19 protein-coding genes are annotated in these 22,906 nt (G+C 44.9%); 2 read left to right on the top strand and 17 right to left on the bottom strand.

Translation table 11 applies throughout. The features are described from left to right. Nucleotides 1-20: 20 nt before the first annotated feature. The 8 genes from LCL96_RS13645 to LCL96_RS13610 all read right to left on the bottom strand — a co-directional run bounded on the left by LCL96_RS13645 (nucleotide 21) and on the right by LCL96_RS13610 (nucleotide 7,563). Nucleotides 21-647, bottom strand: coding sequence for a DUF4129 domain-containing protein (locus tag LCL96_RS13645; RefSeq protein ID WP_224941999.1), 627 nt, complete (start codon nucleotides 645-647; stop codon nucleotides 21-23). Nucleotides 648-713: 66 nt separating this feature from the next. Beyond that, nucleotides 714-1,640 carry a hypothetical protein gene (locus LCL96_RS13640; RefSeq protein ID WP_224941998.1) on the bottom strand — a complete coding sequence of 309 codons (927 nt, stop codon included), beginning with the start codon at nucleotides 1,638-1,640 and terminating at the stop codon, nucleotides 714-716. Nucleotides 1,641-1,873: 233 nt separating this feature from the next. Then, nucleotides 1,874-2,506 carry a response regulator transcription factor gene (locus LCL96_RS13635; protein ID WP_224943446.1) on the bottom strand — a complete coding sequence of 211 codons (633 nt, stop codon included), beginning with the start codon at nucleotides 2,504-2,506 and terminating at the stop codon, nucleotides 1,874-1,876. Continuing rightward, a complete protein-coding gene (locus LCL96_RS13630; RefSeq protein WP_224941997.1) occupies nucleotides 2,499-3,548 on the bottom strand; it encodes a sensor histidine kinase in 1,050 nt (349 codons plus the stop codon). The genes LCL96_RS13635 and LCL96_RS13630 overlap by 8 nt, the downstream gene beginning before the upstream one ends. Continuing rightward, nucleotides 3,545-4,276 (bottom strand): cell wall-active antibiotics response protein LiaF, encoded by a 732-nt coding sequence (gene liaF / locus LCL96_RS13625; protein ID WP_224941996.1) that lies wholly within the window; start codon nucleotides 4,274-4,276, stop codon nucleotides 3,545-3,547. Before liaF ends, LCL96_RS13630 begins: the two co-directional genes overlap by 4 nt. 133 nt (nucleotides 4,277-4,409) lie before the next feature. After that, on the bottom strand, nucleotides 4,410-5,063 hold the full coding sequence (locus LCL96_RS13620; RefSeq protein ID WP_224941995.1) for a PspA/IM30 family protein: 654 nt from the start codon (nucleotides 5,061-5,063) through the stop codon (nucleotides 4,410-4,412). A gap of 15 nt (nucleotides 5,064-5,078) precedes the next feature. After that, nucleotides 5,079-5,423: a flagellar basal body rod protein gene (locus LCL96_RS13615; protein WP_224941994.1), complete on the bottom strand. Its 345-nt coding sequence runs from the start codon at nucleotides 5,421-5,423 to the stop codon at nucleotides 5,079-5,081. A gap of 352 nt (nucleotides 5,424-5,775) precedes the next feature. Then, nucleotides 5,776-7,563 (bottom strand): M3 family oligoendopeptidase, encoded by a 1,788-nt coding sequence (locus tag LCL96_RS13610; RefSeq protein WP_224941993.1) that lies wholly within the window; start codon nucleotides 7,561-7,563, stop codon nucleotides 5,776-5,778. Between the two features lie 194 nt (nucleotides 7,564-7,757). Between LCL96_RS13610 and LCL96_RS13605 the strand changes: the two genes are divergently transcribed. Both LCL96_RS13605 and LCL96_RS23445 read left to right on the top strand, forming a co-directional pair. Continuing rightward, nucleotides 7,758-8,474: a TspO/MBR family protein gene (locus tag LCL96_RS13605; RefSeq protein ID WP_224941992.1), complete on the top strand. Its 717-nt coding sequence runs from the start codon at nucleotides 7,758-7,760 to the stop codon at nucleotides 8,472-8,474. Nucleotides 8,475-8,546: 72 nt separating this feature from the next. Further along, on the top strand, nucleotides 8,547-8,681 hold the full coding sequence (locus LCL96_RS23445) for a hypothetical protein (RefSeq protein ID WP_263628184.1): 135 nt from the start codon (nucleotides 8,547-8,549) through the stop codon (nucleotides 8,679-8,681). Between the two features lie 14 nt (nucleotides 8,682-8,695). Here the strand turns inward: LCL96_RS23445 and LCL96_RS13600 are convergent, their stop codons facing one another. The 9 genes from LCL96_RS13600 to LCL96_RS13560 all read right to left on the bottom strand — a co-directional run bounded on the left by LCL96_RS13600 (nucleotide 8,696) and on the right by LCL96_RS13560 (nucleotide 22,849). After that, the gene (locus LCL96_RS13600) at nucleotides 8,696-10,573 is read right to left on the bottom strand and encodes a cation:proton antiporter (RefSeq protein ID WP_224941991.1); all 1,878 of its coding nucleotides are present in this window, start codon (nucleotides 10,571-10,573) and stop codon (nucleotides 8,696-8,698) included. Between the two features lie 140 nt (nucleotides 10,574-10,713). Further along, entirely contained in the window at nucleotides 10,714-12,030 is a 1,317-nt protein-coding gene (locus LCL96_RS13595) for an oligosaccharide flippase family protein (protein WP_224941990.1), read from the bottom strand. A 269-nt stretch (nucleotides 12,031-12,299) separates the two neighbouring features. Next, nucleotides 12,300-13,628, bottom strand: coding sequence for a glycoside hydrolase family 30 protein (locus LCL96_RS13590; protein WP_224941989.1), 1,329 nt, complete (start codon nucleotides 13,626-13,628; stop codon nucleotides 12,300-12,302). Continuing rightward, on the bottom strand, nucleotides 13,625-14,986 hold the full coding sequence (locus LCL96_RS13585; protein ID WP_224941988.1) for a GH1 family beta-glucosidase: 1,362 nt from the start codon (nucleotides 14,984-14,986) through the stop codon (nucleotides 13,625-13,627). The genes LCL96_RS13590 and LCL96_RS13585 overlap by 4 nt, the downstream gene beginning before the upstream one ends. Before the next feature lie 15 nt (nucleotides 14,987-15,001). Further along, nucleotides 15,002-15,778: a carbohydrate ABC transporter permease gene (locus LCL96_RS13580; protein WP_224943443.1), complete on the bottom strand. Its 777-nt coding sequence runs from the start codon at nucleotides 15,776-15,778 to the stop codon at nucleotides 15,002-15,004. A gap of 144 nt (nucleotides 15,779-15,922) precedes the next feature. After that, entirely contained in the window at nucleotides 15,923-16,822 is a 900-nt protein-coding gene (locus LCL96_RS13575; RefSeq protein WP_224941987.1) for a carbohydrate ABC transporter permease, read from the bottom strand. 72 nt (nucleotides 16,823-16,894) lie between these two features. Continuing rightward, nucleotides 16,895-18,211 (bottom strand): ABC transporter substrate-binding protein, encoded by a 1,317-nt coding sequence (locus LCL96_RS13570; protein ID WP_224941986.1) that lies wholly within the window; start codon nucleotides 18,209-18,211, stop codon nucleotides 16,895-16,897. Nucleotides 18,212-18,318: 107 nt separating this feature from the next. After that, nucleotides 18,319-19,344, bottom strand: a complete 1,026-nt coding sequence (locus LCL96_RS13565; protein ID WP_224941985.1) for a LacI family DNA-binding transcriptional regulator — start codon at nucleotides 19,342-19,344, stop codon at nucleotides 18,319-18,321. Nucleotides 19,345-19,723: 379 nt separating this feature from the next. Continuing rightward, nucleotides 19,724-22,849, bottom strand: a complete 3,126-nt coding sequence (locus tag LCL96_RS13560; protein ID WP_224941984.1) for an efflux RND transporter permease subunit — start codon at nucleotides 22,847-22,849, stop codon at nucleotides 19,724-19,726. Between the last annotated feature and the right edge of the window lie 57 nt (nucleotides 22,850-22,906).

Here is a 22,906-nt window from a genome sequence, read left to right as displayed (position 1 = left end):
CTTTCTCTGAAACTATGTATCTATGAAGATCCATTCTCTAGCCATCCATGAGCTTCCTGTTTATAGTGGATGTACTCGTCTTCGCTCACTTCACGTTCACCATATGCCACCTCGTCGAACAGGAGGGCAAGCATGTAAAATCGATCCGCCCACTTTTGATTTACTTTACGCAGTTCGTCGTAGTATTCCCAATTCGTTTTCCATACCCTGGCCTCAAGGTATTCCTTTTCATGAAAATAAAGCAGCAGTGCCAGGAACATGTGACGGGTCGCTTTCGAATAATTTCCCAAAGCCTCCTGCTCATGGGCTTCCTCCAAATGACTCGAATAGGACCATTCCATTTCGTTCATGGATTGAAGGGGCTTATTTGAGCGGAATTTTCTCTTTCTCACTCCATTGCGGACCGCCATAAATGCGAAGTATAGGAGAATGGCCACACCGATCACCAGCAGGGTAATCAGGATACCCGATGCAGCCCCGCCTGTCGGTTCAAGAGCGGGATCAATGTTCCCGAGAAGATCCCGGATCCAATCCTTTGCCTTTTCCCACCAACCAGCAAGCAATCCTTGATTACTCTGGAGATAAGCCTGGTATTCTTCCCCTTCCAGAATGTCCTTGATTCCATCCCTTGCGTTATTTTCATTCAACAATTTCTTCACCTAGCTTTCAGATCAAAGCCCGGAACCCCGGGCCAGACTGGATACTTCCGTATTTTAAACCCGATGATAATCATCGATCATTTCATTTAGATCATCAGCGTCATGTCTTGTTTTCAGGTCAAAGAAGATGACTCCGAATCCGACAGCGCCAAGCATGCTCGTAAACAGGGTTACCACATTGATAATCATTCTGTAGAGAACACTGTTCCCCAATACCAACCCAAACGTAAACTCAAATGCCGTACTGACGATTCCGATGATCAAGGCGAACACAATATATAATCCGATGATCGTAAAGACGCGCTTCTTCGTCAATCTCCAGCTTCTGCCGAGACCGGGTGCGTCCTGCTCGATGGCCGCAGCACCCAGGTAGAAGCTCCAGCGTGTACATAGGTAAGCGATAACGAGGGCGAGGACAAGAAACAGGATAATCGCTGTGACGATAATTCCAACACCTGGGTCAAGAAATGCAGCACTAAATACTCCTGCAAAAATACCCGAGACAATTGGAATGAATATCAATCCGAAAATAATCAGCACGAATAGGATGCTGCTTCCGATGATTGGCCAAAAGCGGGAAAATGCTTCTTTAAGGACAAGCTTCACAGAGTACTCTTCATTTTTCCTCATATGATTCAGGGTGAATAATATGGCAGCTTGGGCAATGGGGGTTAGAATCATCGTGATCAGTCCTATAAGACCTGCTCCCATTTCCTCCGCCAAATTCACATCCTGTCCGGTTTCAGCTGAAAATTCTCCTGAAAAGCTGTTGACGATCCCGTCAAACCAGGTTTCACCAGATCCGACCGTCCGGAAGAAATCGACACCTGCCGCCAGTTCAATGAGTGCCTGCAGCACATAAACAGGACCCAATAATATAAGAAAAATAAGGAAAAAATCTTTAAAATGGTTCTTACTTAATCGAAATGTATGATCCAGAATTTCACCGAATCTTTTTGGTTTGCTGAATTGAACGTTCATGTTTTGATCCCCCTACCGATATTTTTTCAAATTTTTACAATATATCGCTTATTTTAACATTATTCCTCCCTCAGATGATGAAATATTTGTCATTTTCAACACTTGCAGCATCAGGACTCTTTAGATGTATATTGCTCCATTGTTTTTTGATGCTTGTGGCAAGTCTTATTGCCTTCTTCTTTCTATACGAAAAAATGACCCGAAAAGTTTTCATTTCGGGTCATTTTCTTACATTATTTAGCTAGATCATGTTTAAAGGCATAGATTACGGCCTGCGTTCTGTCCTGTACACCAAGCTTAGAGAGGATATTGCTCACATGGGTTTTCACTGTTTTCAATGCAATGAACAACTCATCGGCAATTTCCTGATTCGTCTTACCCTGAGTCATGAGAAGGAGGATCTCAAGCTCTCGGTTCGTCAACTCTTCATGGGGATGGGAGACACTCTTCTGCCTCATCCTCGTCATCATCTTACCCGTCACTTCGGGTTCCAGGATGGATTGACCATTATGAGTTTTACGCACTGCCTCTGCAATCTCACTTGCTTTAGATGTTTTCAGCATATAACTGACAGCCCCTGCTTCGAGGGCGGGATACACCTTGTCATCATCCAGGAAGCTGGTGACGATGATAATCTTTGCATCCGGCCATTCCTGGATGATTTCCTTTGTCGCCTGAATGCCATCCATCTCTTTCATCACAAGATCCATCAGGATGATGTCAGGCCGCAGTTCAAGAGCCATTTGAACACCTTCTTTGCCATCAGATGCTTCCCCGACAACATCAATATCCGCCTGGGCTGATAAATAAGAAGAGACTCCGATTCTCACCATTTCATGATCATCCACAAATACCACTTTAATCATTCTTTTCACCTTCATTCTCCACAACGGGAACCTTCACTTCCAGACGGGTCCCCTTATTTGGCACACTGATGATTTTAAACGTTCCACCGATTTCGATGGCCCGTTCTTTCATATTTTGAAGCCCATACGAGCTGGTTACCTTCGATTCATTTACATCAAATCCCTTGCCATCATCCACCACCCTCAATATGATGATGGATTCCCTTTTAATGAGGCGGATGTCCAGGGAAGTCGCTTTGGCATGCCGGAGCGTATTCGATACGGACTCCTGCAGTATTCTGAACAGATGATCTTCAATCCCCTTATCAAGATTCATGTCTTCGATTTTCCACTCGATATCGAGGGGTACCTTCTGTGCTAATTCGACCAAGAGCTCCTTCATTCCTTCTTGAAGATTCTTTCCTTTTAACGCCACTGGGCGAAGATGGAGTAGAAGCGCCCTCATTTCAAGCTGCGACTGATGGATCATCTGCTCGACCATTCCAAGCTGCTTCTCTTCTTGGGGTGTTCGTTGTGGGGAAGGAGTTTCTTTGATCGCTGACATGAGCATTGATGCGGCGAACAACTGCTGACTGACCGAGTCATGCAACTCCCTTGCCAATCGGTTCCGCTCCTGTGAGACGATTTCCTGGATCCGCTTTTCCTGCTCCTCGGCTTTTTCATTGGCGAGCTTCTGAGAGTACCGTGCTTGATCCGTGAGGTGCTTTCCTAAAGCCTCTACCTTCTTCCACACCTGCTGCGCTTCAGAGGTTGCCGTATCAGGGATCGAGATGGCACGTCCCTGTTCCGCATGGTGGAGGGCATCCTCCATTTCCCGAAGCTGACGCTTATCCTTTAATCCCGTCCGGATACCGAAAACGATACCGATCAGGATACTGACCACCAGAATGAACCCTGCACCAGGTATATCCATGATCTCTTCTTCCCATAATAAGGACCATTCCTCTATCGGATATAAGTAAAAATAGGATAGAGATAAAAACAACACCATGATGAGGGAAAAGAGAATACCCGCAACGACCTGTTTACTGACCGTACTCATATCCTCTTCACCTCTAAATCCCCGATCCACATCGAAGTGATGATCTTCACCCGCTGCACGGCCTCATCGTAACCCGGTGTTTGATAATAAAGGGACTGATTGATCGCTTTCGGCTCGACTTCATCAAAAATTTCAATGGATCCCGCCAGGACAGAGTGATGGACACTCACTTCCACGTCATACGGGATGAGAATCTCGATATTCCCCAATATATTCCGGATCGATACAACGGAAGTACCTTTAGGAAGCACCGTATTCCCGACGTCGATGACCGAGTCCCCGATCACGCCCTGAATATTAATATCATTCCATTCATATACGTTCTCCGGCGTCCGCTTTGGACCGAACCATTCATTCTGAAGAGCGGATCTCTTCATAACGAGTGGTTCGTGGGATTGAGTGAACGTCTCCTTGATGGTCGGAGAAATATACTTAGGATGTTTCTTGGAATCAGCAAATCTAACTATCACAAAGAGCAGAATGCCGAATAACAAAAATTTAAATGCCACCGTATTGAAGATATTGATGGCCAGACTGATGATCCCGAACCACAGCAGGATCTTCCCGGATGTCCGGGGCAGCTTTTTGCGTCCTATATAGATGCAAAAAGCCGCTATCGATAGAAAGACCAGAACCCCCCCATCATAAAAGGAGACTTCCAGCAGTATAAGTAATGTTCCGATTAAAATGATCCAACTGATTCCGTCTGAGCGTAAGCGATTGAACATGAGGGGTTCCTCCTTTCTGGTTATGTATATGACTTAATTAGAAGCTTATATCCTATGATAAAACGGGGTGAACCCATGATGAGCTCCCCCTTTTTTTGATTATCATGTTTTTCTTAACTTAGAATACCATGTTTCACGATGGAATGGCTTCTGTTTCCTCATTTTTCATGTCTTTTTCTAATTTGGCGATCTTTGCGTCGATTGTGTTCCGGTAGTAAGAGGAATTCACTCCATGCTCCAGCTGGTCTAAGTAGGTTTCAATTTCAGTAAACTTAGAAAACGCATGGTTATTATAACCGGAAGAAGATTCAAGGACAGAATTCATTTTATTATGGGCACGTGCGATATTTTCCCTGCCCATCAGCTCCATGCGCTTGATGTACATATCCTTCAGCTTGTGCTTCATCTCTTCATATTTCCGCTCAAGCTCTTCAAGTTCTCTCGTTGCTTGCAGCTTGGATTCCTTGATGCGTTCAGCGCGCTCTTCGTAGTATTTCTGTTCCTGCAGGGCAAATTCATACAAGCCTTCTTCGCCCGCTTTGGATGCTACCTCAGCCTGATGCTTTCTCTTATCAGCTAAAACGGATGCCTGCTGATATTCTTTTTGGAATTCCTCTTTTAAAAGGTACTGTCTTTCAACCAGCTTTCTTACTTTTTCCACTTCCTGCTCACACTGTCTTAAGTAATGATTCAGGACCGCGATCGGGTTTTTCTTTTCTTTCTTATCTATTGCTTCGTGAAGGTCGGACATGACGGTATTTTTTAATCGTTGAAATAGGTTTGCCATTGTAAAATCGCTCCTTTAGTTTTTTAATTGTGACCATTCTCTTTCGAAATTCGTGAAAGGATCAGATGATGATTCTTCCATGATGACTTCTTCTTTTTTCCAGTTTTTATAGATGACATACAGGACATACAGAGCAACAAGCCCGATGATGGCCGGGAAGTTCGATACGGTTGCACTGAATGCTGCAAGACCGATCAATGCCCATAGAATCTTTTTGCCTGTCGAATCTGTTTTGATAAAACCTTTGAAGCTGTAATACATGATCAATAACGAGATCGCAAGCCCTACGATCGGTCCTAAATTGGCAAGCAGGACAATGGCTGCAACCCCTCCTGCTAAAATCAATCCGAATTTTTTCATATGTTTGTTGCCTCCTTTCTTCTTCATGTCTCTATCCTACCTATTTTGCGGATTTCCCATAACGAGCCGGAGCTTTATTTTCGTATCGGACTTGAGGCTTAGAAGGGGTAGGACTATGCGGTTTGGAAGGGGATTTGGTTCTTTGGGGAGGGATGAGAGGGACAAGTGCGAATTTTGTCGTATTTGGGAGAACGGTCGATATAGTGAAAATTAGGTTGATAAAATGAAAAAACGGTTGATAAATCTGGATGAAGGTTGATAAATTCCCGTAAAGGGCCGATAACCGGAGAGAAAGGTCGATAACCCAAACAAAGGTCCGTCCCTCAACTCCAGGGACGGACCTCCTGCTTATTTAGTTTGTCAGTTCAAGGAATTCTTCCACATCGGCGATGCAGAGGTGGATTCCTTTTTCCCAGAATGCCTCTTTGGTGATGTCCTCGCCGAGGTGTTTCATGGCAAGGTCTTCAACGGTCATGACGGCGGTGTCGCGAAGCAGAGCCATATATTTCTCTTCATAGCTTTCTCCGGACTTCAGTGCCTTGGCGTAAATGCTCAATGAGAACAGGTAGCCGAATGTATATGGGAAGTTATAGAACGGCACCCCTGTAATATAGAAGTGCAGCTTCGATGCCCAGAAACGCGGGTGGACTTCGCCAAGGGAATCAGCGAAGGCTTCCTTCTGGGCTTCCACCATCAAATCATTGAGGGTATCGACGGATACAATCCCTTTTTTACGCGATTCATAGAAACGCGTCTCGAATAAGAAACGCGCATGGATATTCATGAAGAAAGCGACACTCCGCTGCAGTTTATCTTCGACGAGGGCGATCTTATCTTCTTTTGTTTGGGCTTCCTTGACAGCTGCATCTGCCACGATCATTTCGGCAAACGTCGAAGCGGTTTCCGCCACATTCATGGCGTAATTCCGATTCAGTGTGTGCATCGGCTTAAGGGCATACGAGTGGAAGGCGTGGCCCAACTCATGGGCAAGCGTCGATACATTCGACATCGATCCCGAGTACGTCATAAAAATACGTGATTGATCACTTAAAGGGAAAGATGTACAGAAGCCGCCTGGGCGTTTTCCGGCACGATCCTCCGCTTCAATCCACTCATCCTCAAATGCTTTCTCTGCAAACTCGGCCATTTCACTGCCAAAACGGGAGAACTGCTTGAGAATAAACTTCGCGCCTTCGTCATAGGACATGGTGCCCGTCGATTCTGCAACCGGAGCGTCCAGGTCAAACCAGTCTAGTTTCTCCTTACCGAGTAGTTTCGCTTTCCTGTCCAGGTACTTCACGAAAGGTTTTTTATGTTTTGAGATGGCACCCCACATGGCATCAAGGGTTTCCTGCTTCATTCGATTGTATTCAAGGGGCTCTTTCATCAATTCATCCCAGCCCCGCTTCTTGTAAACATTCAAACGGAAGCCGCCAAGGTGATTGAGTGTACGGGCAAATAGCTCTTCATTCGTTTCCCATGCTTTCTCCAATTGATCGAATACCTCTTTACGGATCTTCGCATCAGGACTCGAGAGTAAATTATTTGCCTGCCCCACTGACAGAGTTTTACCGTCGTGAGTGATTTCCATCGCTCCGACAATTGTGTCGTACATCTGACCCCAGCCGTGATAACCATCGACGGCCAACGCTTGGATCAAGGATTCTTCTGTGCTTGATAGCTTGTCTTTCGATTTCCGTCTCCACTCATTCAACACAAAACTGATTTCATTTAGCCGTTCATGCTTCAGTAGCTCTTCCCATACTTCTCCTGTACAATCAGAAAGCTGCTGCTGAAACTTTGTAAAGGTCGATGAAAAGTCGGCACTCTGCGTTGTGACTTCACTGCGCAGGGAATCTGCCTTCCGGTCATGCATGTTCTGGGCTTCCAGACAGCTGACGAATGCACCGGCCTGCCGAAGATACAGAATGACTTCCTTCGCTTCTTCAATCAGCTTCCAAACGAGTTCTGCATCATTCGCCGATTGAGGCGGATGGAAAGCAAGGGCGTTTTCAGCGAAATCATTTTTCTTCTTCTCTAACGTGTTCAGATGCTGCCTGAACTCCGATGATTCACTTCCACCTTTGAAAAAAACATCTAAATCCCAAACATTTGAATATGTATGTGTTGTATGGTCCATAATGTCCCCCTATATGTATTGTGTCAATTGTCCCTATCCTTTTTAAATTCTCGATAAATCCTCTAATTCCTTCCTGATCTTTCACGATTCCTTTTACCTAAACTCTCTTCCTTTGGTTTTTAAATGGAGAAAAGTGGAATAGTATATAGCACAGCACCTCATGAATCCCCCACACTTTAAGAGGAGGAATGACGATGAAATTATTATGGAATCTTGTAGCTTTTGTTTTGGTGATTGTCATGAATACGCTCGCTGTGACCTTGCCTTTGAATAATCAATCAACAAGGGAGATCAGTGACAGGCTCGATATCATGATCACCCCGGCAGGGTATGTCTTTTCGATTTGGAGCCTGATTTATCTTTTACTGGCGATTTGGATCATCAGGCAGTTTCCTAAAGACAGGCGGGATCTTCCTCTTTATCAGGAAACAAGCGGATTATTCGTCTTAAGCTGCCTGCTCAACTCCACTTGGATCCTTGTGTGGCACTATAACTATTTCCTTGTATCAGTCTTTATTATGCTCGGACTTCTACTTACCCTGATCGCCCTATATAAACGGATCAAAAGCACAGGTCCGTCCCTCTTAGATTTAGCACCGTTCTCGATATATTTGGGTTGGATTTCGATTGCGACGATTGTAAATATCACTTATTATTTAACGGATATCGGCTGGAACGGATTTGGGATTTCCGAACTCGTTTGGGCGTACCTTGGATTGATTGTCGCTACCGTACTCGCCTACTGGTTCCGTATCACACAGCATGATCTCCTCTATCCACTGGTCTTCGTTTGGGCCTTCATCGGGATCGGGGTGAAGAACATGGCAGAGCACTCCACCTATTCGTACACGGCCTATGCTCTTGCTATTATCATTCTTGCCTTTGACCTCGTATACAAGCGGACACGGTAGATGAGGGACGGACCTTTATCACTGTATAGAATTCACCCCTATGACTGACATTAAGTGATAGGGGGTGTTGGAATGAATCAGCCAAAGAGGAATGTAACGAAATCCGGGACGGATATTGATGAGGTCAAACGTCAGAACGCACAGTCCGGTCTGACGTACAACCAGGTGAAGCAGCTGCTGGGAGAACAATACACCGGTAAAAAGTAAAAGAAAGCGTCGACTCAGTCGGCGCTTTCTTTCTTTTTGTCTTCTTTTGCCTTTGTTTCCCGCTGAACAGTCAGCTTTTCCTGGATCTTGTTAAGCTCTTTACACGGTTGAGTCAGGCTGACAACGACGTCCCCCACCTCGATCTTCGGAGATGAACCTTCAGTGAAGAATTCAATCCTTCCCGTTGGTTTATGAGCAAATAACAACAGGGTATGTTCATTCCGTTCCTTCAGATAATCTTCAAACGTGTATTTTTCCGTGATATTCGTCTTTCTGAATACATCTCCCCGCTCGACACGTTTATTCAGCTCTTCCCACGTCACATGATTTTGAAATAGGATACGGCCACCGATCGTATGGACCATGTCCTCGAGATCATCATCATTCTTGCTTCTCAGGCTCAGCTGAAACAGGTTATTCCTGCCGATCTCAGGCACGAAGGTCGTACAAACAAGGGCGTTATAGGAGTCGAGCTCCGTCGCCGCAATCATATACTCATACGGAGTCATGTCTAAATAATATTCGGTTTGTTCAGACAGGATCTCCCCTCTGTAAAATGGAATCCCTGCTTTCCTTACCGAAAATAACCGCTGCCAGGATGAATCCGTGATCAGGACGGGAATTTTCATGGTCTGAAGGGTCTTGGCAAATTCGGTACTGAACTTACTTCCCCCTACGATGACGACCCCAGGCTGGTCACTGATGGCCAGATCAAGTTTCTTCGCCAGCCATTTAATTGAAAATCCGTGTGCGCACACCGTCGAGAACACCAGGGCAAAGGTAAGGGACGTCAATATCCTTGCATCCTCAAACCCCTTGTCCAATAGTACAGAGGCAAAGTAACTCGAAACGGTCAACGCAACGATCCCTCTCGGTGCGATCCATCCGACTAGGATTTTTTCCCTGACGGAGAGGTCCGTCCCTATCGTAGACAGCCAGATGGATATCGGCCTTACGATGAAGAGCATGAGCAGGACGAATGACACGATGTTCCAGTTGAAAATCTGGAATAGGGTATCGACGGTTAAAGATGCTGTCAGCATAACGAATATGGTCGATATTAGCAGAACCGAAATGTTCTCTTTAAAGTGACGCATATCATCAATCGATGATATATGCATATTCGCGAGCGTCATCCCCATGGCTGTAACAGCAAGGAGTCCCGTTTCATGTGTGATATGATCTGAAATTGTGAAACAAGCCAGGACAAGGGCAAATACAACCGGTGACTTCAGGAACTCCGGTACATGTCCTTTTTCAAATATGAATCCGGTGAATTTCCCCAGTGCCCATCCAAACACGACAGCAAACAGGGAAGCTGCAAAGAACAGCAGTAGAGATAATCCTGTTACATCATCACTGATTAAAAAGTTGATAATTTCAAAAGCAAATACGGCAATCAATGCACCGAATGGATCGACGACGATCCCTTCCCATTTCAGAATCGCAGCAGGTCTCGGCTTAAGCTTCGCCTGTCTGAGCAGCGGCAGGATGACCGTTGGCCCCGTAACGATGAATAAACCACCGATCACAAAGGCCACGGCCCAGGATAAGCCGGCTACATAGTGAGCCCCTAATGAACCGAGAAGCCACGCCAAAAGGGCACCGATCGTGACGATCCTGAAGACTGGTTTCCCCAGTCCCCTCACTTCACGGAAATCCAGGTTCAGGCTTCCTTCAAATAGGATGATGGCAACAGCCATCGAAATGATGGGTTTAAATACATCCCCGAAATCGTCCTTTGGATTGATGAGGCCGAAGATGGGACCTACGAGCAACCCGACAATCGACATGATGACGATGGCAGGCAGCCTGAATCTCCATGCAACCCACTGGGAAGCAATCCCCAGTACTCCTACTAACATAATGTTAAATAAAATAGAATCGATCATAGACTTCTCCTTTGAGGGTTTGATCATCCATTGTAATAGTGAATGGTATGTACATGTTGTTGAATACAACTAGAATAAAAGGTCCGTCCCTCATTATGCAAAACAAATGCCTTCCGATCTGCACATCCGTTTTATATAGTTTACATTTTTATGGCTGATTTTAACCAAAGAGTCGTTTCCAGTTCCCGACAGATGGTCACGTAATGGAGCATGGTGATGAGAACGGCTCCAGCATTCATGCCGAGGATGACCCCTTCCATTCCGAAACGGGATCCGAGCAAGTATATGAGCGAAAATGAAAAGATGCTCGACCAGACGGTATGCAGGAGGGCGTCCTTCACCAATCCCAATCCAATTAAAAAAGCCTGAAGGGGAAATACCAGAAAATGAAACAGGAAATACGGCCACAAGAGCTTCAAATAATACGCTGAAGAAACCGAGTGAAAAAACGTTCCTGTAATGTAGTCACCAAGGGAATAATAAATAAACACTGCTGGTACACCGTAACCCAATGTGATCCACAACACTTGTTTAAGGTGTGACAGGATACCCTCAAAATCATTGGATGATACTTTTTCCGATACGGTCGGGATCAGGACGATCAGCATCGAAAACGCAATGAATGACGGAAAGAATCCGATGGTAAGGGCAATACCTGCAAGCATCCCAAAATGCTCATTCGCTTCTACTGCCCCCAATCCTGACAGAACGAGAGCCCATTTTATCAAAAAGGGCTGAATCGCATGGGTAAGGGCATGAAAGATGCGCAGGGCGGTTGTTGGAATCGAAACCGATAAAACTGATTTCCTCATATCACCTTTTGGTAATACGGAATGGCTGTTCTTTCTTTTACCCTTAATTTCAAGAATGTAAGCATGGATTAAATAAACAAATACGACCGCTTCACTCGCAATCAATGTCCCGAGGGCAATAAAGATGGATGTATCCATGCTGAAGGACAAAAATTGATAGATCGACACCAATAAACCTAATTGGATGCCTCTACGAAGGAAATTCGCTGCCGCTATTTTCCCCATCTGCTGGATTCCCATGAAATATCCCCTTGTGATGGAACTGAAGGCCACAACGGGAATCACAATCAAGATCAGCCAGCGGATGCCGGGATGATAACCTTGAAACAACGGCGTCCAGGCATAGACCATCATCATGACTAACAGAAGGATGCATGTCGTGATCACCGCAAATCTGAAAGCATAATGGAGCATCCCCCGATGATATCGTTCTTCCCGCTCTGCAAAGAATTTGGAAAGACTGATCGGCAGCTCCATGCTCGATAAAATCACAATCAGAAACACTGTAGGGAGAATCGACATGTATGTACCAAGCCCCGCTTCACCAAGCTCCCGGGCCAGGATCATATTGATCACAAATTCTAAACATTCGCCTATGAAAGCCGTCACCACCAACACCAATGTACCTCTTAGAAACAAACTCATATGTTTGTACCCTGCCTTTGTTTTATATGGTCTATTCTATGATGGTTGTCCGGGGAATATGTGATGGGGTGAGATTGGATGTTTTTGTTGCCGTATCGCATTGCACTATGGAGATATTAAGAAAGTATGGGCTATTGTTCGGCAAGCTTGTGCCACTTTCAGAAAAACTTGTGCCACCTTGGGCGAAACTTGTGCCAAACTGCCCTCCAATACCCATTTAGGTACTTAAACACACAAAAAAAGCAGCCCCCAATAGGACTGCTCTCCAACTACCGAATAATAAAAGTAGCAATCGAATGCAACGGAAGACTCGTGCTGAAGTTATTAACCCCGCACTCTAACGAAATCTCTTCCTCACGGTCACCCGCATTCATCACAACCACGACAATCTCCCCGTCTGCATTTTCAAAAGAAGTGGCCAGTACAGCGTCACCGGAAACCTCACACCCGATGCGTCTTGCACCTTTTTTAATGTATTTACTGAAATGCCCGATATAATAATAAGAGCTGTTGTAGCGGACATCATCGTTCACAGTATCGACGATCACCGGCGCATCGCAATAGTTCCCGACGTGATTCGGACCGCCCACTTCATTCAGCACCATGTTCCAATCGATCCACGCTTCAAGGTAATTGTTCAAGTCACCGATGATGTTCCGTCCATAGCGTTCACCTGTATCCCAGGCACCGGGCTTGACCCCGCCCTCAATGCACCCTTCTGTGAAAATTAAATGCTTGTCGGGAAAATCATCATGTACCTTTGAGAGGTTTTCAAACTCCTCGGAAACATACCAGTGGACCCCTGTTCCCCAAACATACTTAGCCGCTTCGGGATCGGACAACACAGCTTTTGCACGCTCATAAATCACATCACGATTATGATCCCAAATAATGACCTTCACATCCTCATGGCCATGTTTCTCGAGGGACGGACCTAAATGATTTTTAATAAAGTCCCGTTCTTCTTCCCCCGTATACAGGCATGAATCCCAAACCTGCTTCGCTTCCGGTTCATTCTGGATCGTCAATCCCCAGATCGGAATCCTCTCTTTTTCCATCGCATCTATATACTTTGAATAATAGTCCGCCCAGACGGATTCATATTGAGGTAACAGTTTCCCGCCATTGTTCATTTCTCCGTTCGTTTTCATCCAAGCAGGTGGACTCCAAGGGGAAGCAACGATGGAAAGTTCCCGTCCGGCCACTGTCATCGCTTCCCGGATTAGAGGAATCACCAGTTTCTTCTCCCGCTCGATAGAGAAGCTTTCTAACGAATCATCCCCATCCTCCACATATGTATAGTTTTCTAACGAAAAATCACAGCTGTTGATATGGGTCCGACCAAACCGATACCCAAGTCCCTCTACCGGATCAAAATACCTGCGAATGATTTCTTCCCGCTTCTCCGGGCTGATGAGGGAGAGGCTGTGAGCCGCCGATTCAGTGAACGCACCGCCGAACCCAAGCATTTCCTGATATTTACGCTCTGGATCAAGCTGAATGTGGGTATTGGCACGACCTTCTGAAAAAGAAACCGGTTCTTTTTCAGAGAACCGATCTCCTGTTTCTTTGGCTGTCAGAATCATCTTCATATTCATTGCGCGATTTCCTCAGTATGAAGGTTATGCTTCACTTTATGATCCCGGATGATTTCAGCGTAGCGGAAGGCGCTGTCTTTCCAGATCCGCTCCTGTGTATCGAAATCGACATACAGGATACCGAAGCGCTTGTCATATCCGAAGCTCCACTCAAAATTATCCATCAGTGACCATAAATAGTATCCTTGAATGTTCATGCCTTCTTCATTCAGGTCGGAAACGGCCTGAAGATGCAGATTCAAGTAGTTCACACGATCATGGTCATGTACGCGTCCGTTTTCCAGCACATCGTCATATGCCGCCCCGTTTTCAGTGATGTAGATCGGCAGATCCGTATATTCCTGCCTTAGACGGCGGATGAGGTCCTTGAACTCATTAGGGGCGATATCCCAGCCCATGCCTGTTTTCTCATAATCCGAGTAAGCTCCTTTATGAAGGAAATCATTGGCTGCACTGAACTCGACGATCCCGCGGCTGTAATAGTTGATACCGAAGAAATCACATTCCGTTGAGATCAGTTCCATATCCCCTTCTTTAATGAAGTCATACGTATGAACGTATTTTGAGAATAAGTTCATCATATCTTTCGGGTATTCCCCTTTGAATACGGGATCAAGGAACCAGCGATTGGAATATCCGTCCGCGTTGTTGGCAGCAAGTGCGTCGTTCACTGAATCCGTGTTTGGATAAACGGGTGAGAGGTTCAACGTGATGCCGATCTCCGTCTCGGACTGGAATTCCTTCTTAAGCATTTCCACTGCTTTTCCGTGTGACAACAGCATGTGATGAACGGCTCTTACTGCTTCATCCATATTGGTATGACCCGGTGCATGAACACCCTGATGGTAACCGAGGAACCCTGCACACCAGGGCTCATTGTGAGTGATCCATGAATCAACGATGGAATCAAGCTCCTTGAAGCAGGCTTCTGCATAATCCAGGAACCATTGTACGGATTCACGATTAACCCATCCGCCTTCCTCATGTGCCCACAACGGAAGATCCCAGTGATACAACGTTACAGCAGGCTTGATTCCTTCTTCTTGAAGTCTTGTCGCCAATTTTTTATAAAAGTCCATTCCTTCCTGATTATACTTACCCTTTTCAGGAAAGATGCGCGGCCAGGCAATGGAGAAACGATACGTATCCACGCCAAGGCGCTTGATATGCTGGATGTCTTCTTCAAATCGGTGGTAGTGATCACAGGCAACGTCCCCATTATGCTGCTTATAGACCTTCCCCGGAATGTCACAGAACATATCCCAGATGGACGGTGTTCTTCCCCCTTCATTATGTGCTCCCTCTATTTGATACGACGATGTTGCGGTTCCAAACGTAAATGTTTTATCAAATTGCATAGGTCATTCTCTCCTCTATTCTTTGATTGATCCTGCTGAAATACTGTTTACGATATATTTTGATAGGAATAGGAAGGCAATCATGATTGGCACAACGGAAATCGCAATCCCTAAATACATTGATCCTAAATTTTGTGCTACTTGAGACCCTTTTAAGAATCCCATTAAGACCGGCAGCGTATATTTCTCAGGCGAGAATAGGATGACGAGCGGCATGATGTAGTTATTCCATGATCCGATGAATGTGAAAATCGACATCGTCGCGACTGCCGGCATCATAATCGGAATCGCCACTGTATGGAAAATCTTGAACTCACTCGCCCCATCAATACGTGCTGCTTCTATTAAACTTGGATGAAGGGTAGTCTGGATATATTGTCTGAGAAAAAAGACGACAAACGGACTGGCAATCGCCGGAACGATCAGTGGAATGAAGGAATCCAGGATCCCCAGATTCTTACTCAGTTCGTAAAAGCCGATCAGTCCCAACTGTCCTGGGACCATCATCATCACAAGCATGAAAACGAATAAGAAATTCTTCCCCCGGAATGTGTAAAACGCAAATCCATAAGCAGTCAAAGCGGAAAAATATCCTGATAAAACAGTCGTGAGGACAGAGATGATCAGACTATTCTTGAACCCCGACCAAATGTTGACGTATTCCATCATCGTCGAATAGTTTTCCATTAAGGCACTGCCTGGGATCAGGGTGAAACCTGACAGGATCGCTTCATTTGACCTTGTGGCGTTCACAAGCATCATAAGGAATGGAATGAAGCAGACAATCGCCATCAAGACAAGCAGGATATAGATGATGCTCTTCACAATGGTATTTCTGGTCTTTAGTTTCGACTCATGTGGAAGAAGTTCGGGCTTTGACTTCTCTACCTTCTGGGTCGGTACATCTTTTTCAACGGCTGTTTTTCCCAACATGCTTTACACCTTCCTTGCTTGTTTGCGTTCATTTCCATACATCCCTTTGAAGACAATCGCCGAGAAGATCAAGGTAATGACAAACAATCCATATGCGACAGCTGATGCATATCCGTAATTGTTAAACTTGAATGCCTGATTGTATAGATACAGAACCATGGTATTCAATGATCCATCTGGAGAACCGATTCCATCTGTCAGGAGCATCGGCAGATCAAACAGCTGAAGGCCTCCGATCAAGGATGTGATCATGATATAAAGTAAAATCGGTTTTAATAAAGGAATCGTGATTTTCGTAAAGGTTTGCCACCTGTTTGCCCCATCAATCAATGCAGCTTCATAGTAGTCCTTAGAGATTCCGGAAACACCCGCCATGACGACGATGAACGAATGGCCGAACCACATCCAGGTGAGGATCAGGGAAACGGAAAGCTGTGCAGTCGCGGGCTCGTTCAGCCAATTAATCGGTTCTGATATAAGACCTATATTTAATAGAATCATATTTAATGATCCGTGCTGCCAGTCCAGTAGAATCCCAAACAGAAGGGCAACAGAACTAATGGTGATTAAATTAGGTAAATAAAAAATCGATCTGAAAAATGCCAAACCTTTTAACTTCATTCTCATATCAGAGAAGATTAATGCGAGTATAAGGGCAAGACCGATTTGCAGGGCAAAATTGACACCCCAGATTTTCCAGGTGTTAAAAAACGCTTCTACAAAGTAGCTGTCTGTGAGTAATCGGGTATAGTTCGCAAGACCGACCACTTCTGCGGTCCCGCTCCCGGAATAGTTTGTAAAGCTGTAATAAAATGTGAGTGCAACGGGATAAATACTGAATATTAAAAAGATGATCCAAAATGGGGCAATAAATAGATAACCATAGCGATCTACTTTTTTCATTCCCCAGCCCCCCTAGTTGTTAGATTTGGCAGGCAGCGTGAATCCATGCCGCCTGCCCTTAAATTTTACTACTTAGTTTTTTGGTACTTTCAAGTCTGGATATGCGTTTTGTGCTTTTTTATAGAACTCTTTAATTGCATCTTCTTTGGATTTTTTACCGTCCACGTATTGCTGAACAGCGTTTCCATAGAACGTGTCAAGCTGCTGGTCGTATTTCGTTACGATACCAGGTTCGATATCTTTCGCCTGCTCCAGGAAGAATTGATAGTTGTTTTGACCACCAAGGAATTCGTCACTGAAATCATCTTTGATTTTGTTCGTTACAGGCAGGTAAGAAAGTACATCCCCAGTTTCCTTCGCCCAATCTGTCAGGAATTCATCATCCTGTGTCATCATTTTCACAAAGTCATACGCAAGTTCTTTGTTTTCAGATTTATTGTAAACTCCTAACCATGTGCCACCCCAGAAGTATGGGCTTGGTCCACTCGTCACTGCCCAATCACCTGCAGATTCCTTGACGTTCGTTTTAAGAACACTGTGAAGTCCCCAAGTCGGAAGAACATAAGAGAATACTTGTGTTTCTTTTTCCTTGCCGTTTTCTTTCATTTTGATCGGTTTATCCATCGCCTCGAACCATGATGGAGACCACTCAGCTGCAAGCGCTGTGTAGCTGTTTTCACGTAATTTCTTAGCAGAGTCCATATATTCGATCTTTTGATCTGTTAACTGCAATTCATTCTTATCGTTCACCCATGGTTGCGGGTTATCTCCCTGAGCGAACCAACGGATGGATCCTTCATCAGGGAACATGCTGTAGCCTTTCTCTTTCATCTTTTCCGCTACTTTAAAAACGTTGTCCATTGAATTCATCATGTTACCTACTTCGGTTGGATCGTCAGTACCAAGCACTTCTTTCGCGATACTTCTCTTGTAATAGATTCCGCCCGGTGTTGTCTGCCATGATAAAGCCCTTACATTTCCGTCTTTATCTTTACCTAAGTCAAATACATAAGGTACATATTTATCTTTGATTTCATCTACGTTGTATGGTTTTTCTGATAAGTTTTCCCAGTAACCTGCGTCCACCCATTGTTTAAGGAACGCGATTTCTCCCGTGAATACGTCCGGTGCTCCTACGCCACTTTCAAGAACCGGCTTTAATTTCGTCGGGTAGTCGGCAATCGGAACGATCGTCAATTCTACTTTTACACCGTTTTTCTCTTCAAACTTCGTGATGGGTTTCTTCAGTTCATCCGTGAATGACCATACCTTCAAATCTACATCTTTATCCGACTTGGAACTGCCGGATGACTTGGAATCTCCCGAACAAGCGGAAAGCACTCCAGCCACTAGTACAAACGTCATGAATAATGCTAGAACTTTCTTCATCATAATCCCCCTTTTTTCATTTGAAAATATTGATACGAAATCGGTTTCGTTCACTTTCACTCGAAAAGTCCGAAACCGGTTTCGAACTATCTTAAAAAAATATAAGATTATATCTTTTTTTCTTCTTTTAGTCGTGCACAAGATTCTCTGATGATAAGTTCAACCGGAATGACCTCGGTCGTAAGCAGCTTTTTCTTCTGGATGATCTGGTTCATCAGTAATTGTCCGGCACGGATACCGATTCGGTCCGTGTCCTGTTTGACCGTAGTCAGCTTTGGCGTGAGGTAGGCAGCCATTTCGATGTCATCATATCCGATGATGGAAATATCCTCAGGAATGCTTAAGCCATTCTGTTTGATGGCTTCCATGGCACCGATCGCCATATGGTCACCAGCTACAAAGACTGCGGTAGGTACTGTTTCAAGCGAGAGAAGCTTTTCCATCGCCGTTTTTCCTTCCTCGATGGAGAACATGCCACCGTTCACAAGATAACCTTCTTGTATAGGCAATCCCGACTCTTCCATCCCTTTCGTGAACCCTTTGATTCGCTGTGCACCGGCATCGATTGAAGGATCGCCCGAAATATGGGCGATTCTTGTATGCCCCAGTGAATGAAGGTACTCAACAGCCAACCTTCCACCCTCAATATTATCCGAGTAGACTACACTGCAGTTCTGGTTGCTCATATCGATCACAACGATCGGCACATGACTATTGATCATGTCCTGAACCTGAGGATCGCTTGGATCCGAGCAAATCACGACGATCCCATCCACAGCACGATATAAGAAATGCTCCAGATAACTCGTATCCCGATTTCTAAGATTACGAGAAGCAAAGATTAAATCATACCCTTCCCGCTCCACAAATTTGCGGAAACTTTCAATAAGGGCGCTGAAGAACGGATGCTTCAAGCCGACCTCATTGTCCTCTGCGAACATGACTCCGATCGTCCAGGACTTCTTCGTCGACAAGGACTGAGCATGAGCGTTAGGTAAATAGCCCATTTCTGCCGCCGCATCAAGAATTTTTTGCTTTGTTTTCTGGCTCACGTCGGAATAATTATTAAGAGCCTTAGATACTGTCGTACTGGAAAAACCAGTTCGTTTTGCTAAGTCATAGATTGTAACCATTACTGTCTCCTCTTCATCGAAAGCGCTTTCGTTAATTGTTATTATAGTCCAGACTTTTGAGGGAATCAATATAATTTTTAGAAAACTTTTATTTTTTGACGGTTTCTTTTTTGCCATTCCTTAGAGAATTCCTCACTTGTACGAGAGCAACACTGGAATTTTTCAGGTACATATGCGCTTATTGGGCCATCTTCTTTTTTGGCAGACCCCATAGTAGACGGAATCCAGCCGAAACCTTACCCATATATTGGTACATCAACCCAGTCCTCCTCGTGCCAGCCCAAACAAAACTTGTCCAACTGAAAGAAAATTCCCATAAAGAACCCTCGCCCCCCTAATAAAAAAAGCAGCCCCACTACAGGACTGCTTTTCTCTAAAACTATTCTTTCACTACTTTACGCTTTCTACCACCAATCTTCCCTTTGATTTTCATCAAAGTTTCATACACGATCGGCACAACGACAAGCGTTAAGAGCGTCGAGCTGGTCAATCCGCCAATAACGGTTACACCGAGCCCTTTCGAGATCAATCCGCTTCCTTCAAGACCGAGTGCCAATGGGAACAGGGCTCCGATTGTGGCAATGGCTGTCATGAGAATTGGACGAAGTCGGGTGGATCCGGCTTCCAGCAAGGCTTCCCTTGTGGATAGTCCTTCGTTTTCTTTGTGAATCACACGATCGACTAACACGATTGCATTGGTGACCACGATACCGATCAGCATAAGTGCTCCGATCATAGACGAAATACTGATCGTTTCTCCTGCAATCAATAATGCTACCAATGCTCCGATAATCGTGAATGGTAGTGAGAACAGGATGGCAAATGGTGCTAGACCGCCGCCGAATGTGATGACAAGAATCAAGTAGACAATCGCGATCGCTGCAAGCATCGCTAAACCTAATTGTGTGAAGGATTCCTTGATATCTTCTGTTACCCCGCCCATGTTCACATCGATGCCGGATGGAATATCCATATCCTTGATTTCTTTCTGGATATCTTGAGATGCTTTCGACACATCGTCGGTTTTCAGTTCTCCACTCACTTGAGCAAAGACTTTTCCGTCCCGTCGCGAAACGGTATCAGACGTCTTCCCTTCTTGAACTTCGACAACGTCTTTAATTGGAACTTCCACACCCAGTGGTGACTGGATGGTTTTATCCGTCAAGTCGTTGATGCTTTCATACTTTTCTTTCTCAACATCCAGGTAGACATTCACTTCTTCGCCGTCTTTTTCAATCGTCGTAAGGACCGGACGCTGACGTGTCTGACCAAGCTCCATGGCAATTTGACCTGCTGTCAGACCAAATTCGCTCAGCTTTTCCTGGTCTGCGACGAACGAATACTCATCATAGGATTCAGAAATGCTTGATCCGACTTTTTTGAAATCTTTCTTGTCTTTCATCATGTCTTGAATATCGTTGACAACCGGTTCGATGTCTTTCAGGGTTTCCCCGTACACATACACGACAATTTCATTGCTGCCGGCACTTGCAGAGAAGTCCTGTGAAGCCCATTCCCCTTTGTCTGTTGCTTTCTGCAGATCTTTGATGACCTTTTCTTTTTCTTCTGAGAAATTCTCTGTGTCGTCGTTATATTGAACGTAGAAGATGGCATTATTATTGCTTCCCGGACTCATCGGATTTTCACCGCCGACAGAGTACTGAATGGTTTCAGCCCCTTTACGGTCCTGGAAATACTCCTCTGCATCCTGTGCGATTTTTTGGACATCATCTTCTGTTTGACCAGGTTCTGGTTTATACGTTGCCATGATCATCTTTTCTTCATCGGATGGAAGGAAGCTGACGCCAATCAATGGTACTAGGAATAAGCTCCCCACCAACATAGCGATTGCAAGGATCGACGTGATGATTTTATGATTCAGAGTCCAGTTCAATACGCCCTTATACCAAGTCGCTAAACGGCTTTTCTTCTCTACGTGCTTCTTGCCTACACCCTTTTTAAACATGGAGTGGGCAAGCATCGGTACGATCGTAACGGCTACAAGAAGGGAAGCCAGTAGTGCAAACACGATCGTTAAGGCGAATGGAAGGAATAGTTCCCCGATCATTCCTTGAACAAGTCCTAGCGGAAGGAACACAGCAATCGTGACAATTGTGGAAGACGCGATCGGAACGAACATTTCTTTCGTTGCTTCACGGATCAGGTCTTTTCCTTTCAGAATCTCACCTTTCAGTGACATTCTTCGATAGATATTTTCTACCACGACAATGGAATCATCGATTACCCGCCCGATGGCGACCGTCATTGCCCCAAGGGTCATGATATTTAACGTAATGTCCATCTGTTTCAGAAGTAAAATTGCGATTAATAGAGACAGTGGAATCGATACGACTGAAATGAGCGTCGATTTGATATCCCGTAAGAACAGAAGGATGATGATGACCGCGAATACAGCACCGAATAAGGCTTTATTCAGCATGGTGCTGACAGATTCTTCGATCGGTTCCCCCTGGTCAAAAGTAGAAATGATTTCTACACCATCAATGTCTTCTTCAAATGTTTTGATTTTTTCTTTGACCGCATTGACAACATCCACCGTATTGGCATCTGCTGTTTTCACCACTTGAAGGCCGATGGATTCTTTTCCGTTTGTTCTTGAAATGGATTCTGCTTTCCCAATCAATTCAATATCAGCAATATCTGAAAGTTGAATGGTAGGGATCTTCATGCCCGCAGGTGCTTGCGGTGTTTGTCCCTGCGCGGACGGCTGCTGTCCTTGCGCCGTAGCTCCACCGGTATTTGGAGTTACAGGGATCTTCATTTCTTTCAAATCTTCAATCGTCGTAATATTTCCGTCGACCACAACGGATTTCTGACTGTCTTTGAACGTATAAAGCCCTAATGGAGCCGTAACGTCCGAGCCTTTAATCATATTTTGGACCGTCTCTTCTGTCAGACCGTACTTCGCAAGTTTTTCTTCATCAAATACAAGCTGAGCCTCTTGTACCTGCTGACCTGATGCCTGTACAGAAGCTACCCCGTCCACTCCTTCAAGTTCCGGAACAATTGTGTCTTCTACTGTAGACGTTAATTGCGCCAATGACTGTTCTTCATTTGCTACACTAAGGGCGATGACCGGAAAGGCGTTGAAGTTAAGTCTTGAAACTTCCGGCTCATTAACTCCATCTGGAAATGGTAGATCGGAAAGAGCCTCTTCCACTTCGGTCTTGGCTTCATCCATATCCTTTGAAAACTTGTATTCTATTTGGACGGCTGAAGCATTCTGGTAAGAGGTGGAACTGACTACATTCACTCCATCTAAATTCTTCAAACGTTTTTCAATCGGCTCAGAAACCTTGTCCGCAACATCTTCCGGCGTAGCGCCAGGATACACGGTTGTCACACTGACAATCGGTGTGTTGATGTTAGGTAAAGTTTCCAGCTTCATATTAAATCCTGAATATAAGCCTGCCACAATGACAATGATCGTCATTAGCCAAACAGCAAACTTATTCTTAAGCACAAAATTAATAATACTGTTCACGTGTATTCATCCCTTCTCTTCATTCCTGACCGACTAGTCATAACATATTTTAATATA

Origin of the sequence: Rossellomorea aquimaris (assembly GCF_020172085.1) — a bacterium.
Taxonomy (GTDB): Bacteria; Bacillota; Bacilli; order Bacillales; family Bacillaceae_B; genus Rossellomorea; species Rossellomorea aquimaris_E.
Note: the sequence above shows the minus strand (reverse complement) of the source record. Positions and strands in the feature narration are given on the sequence as shown.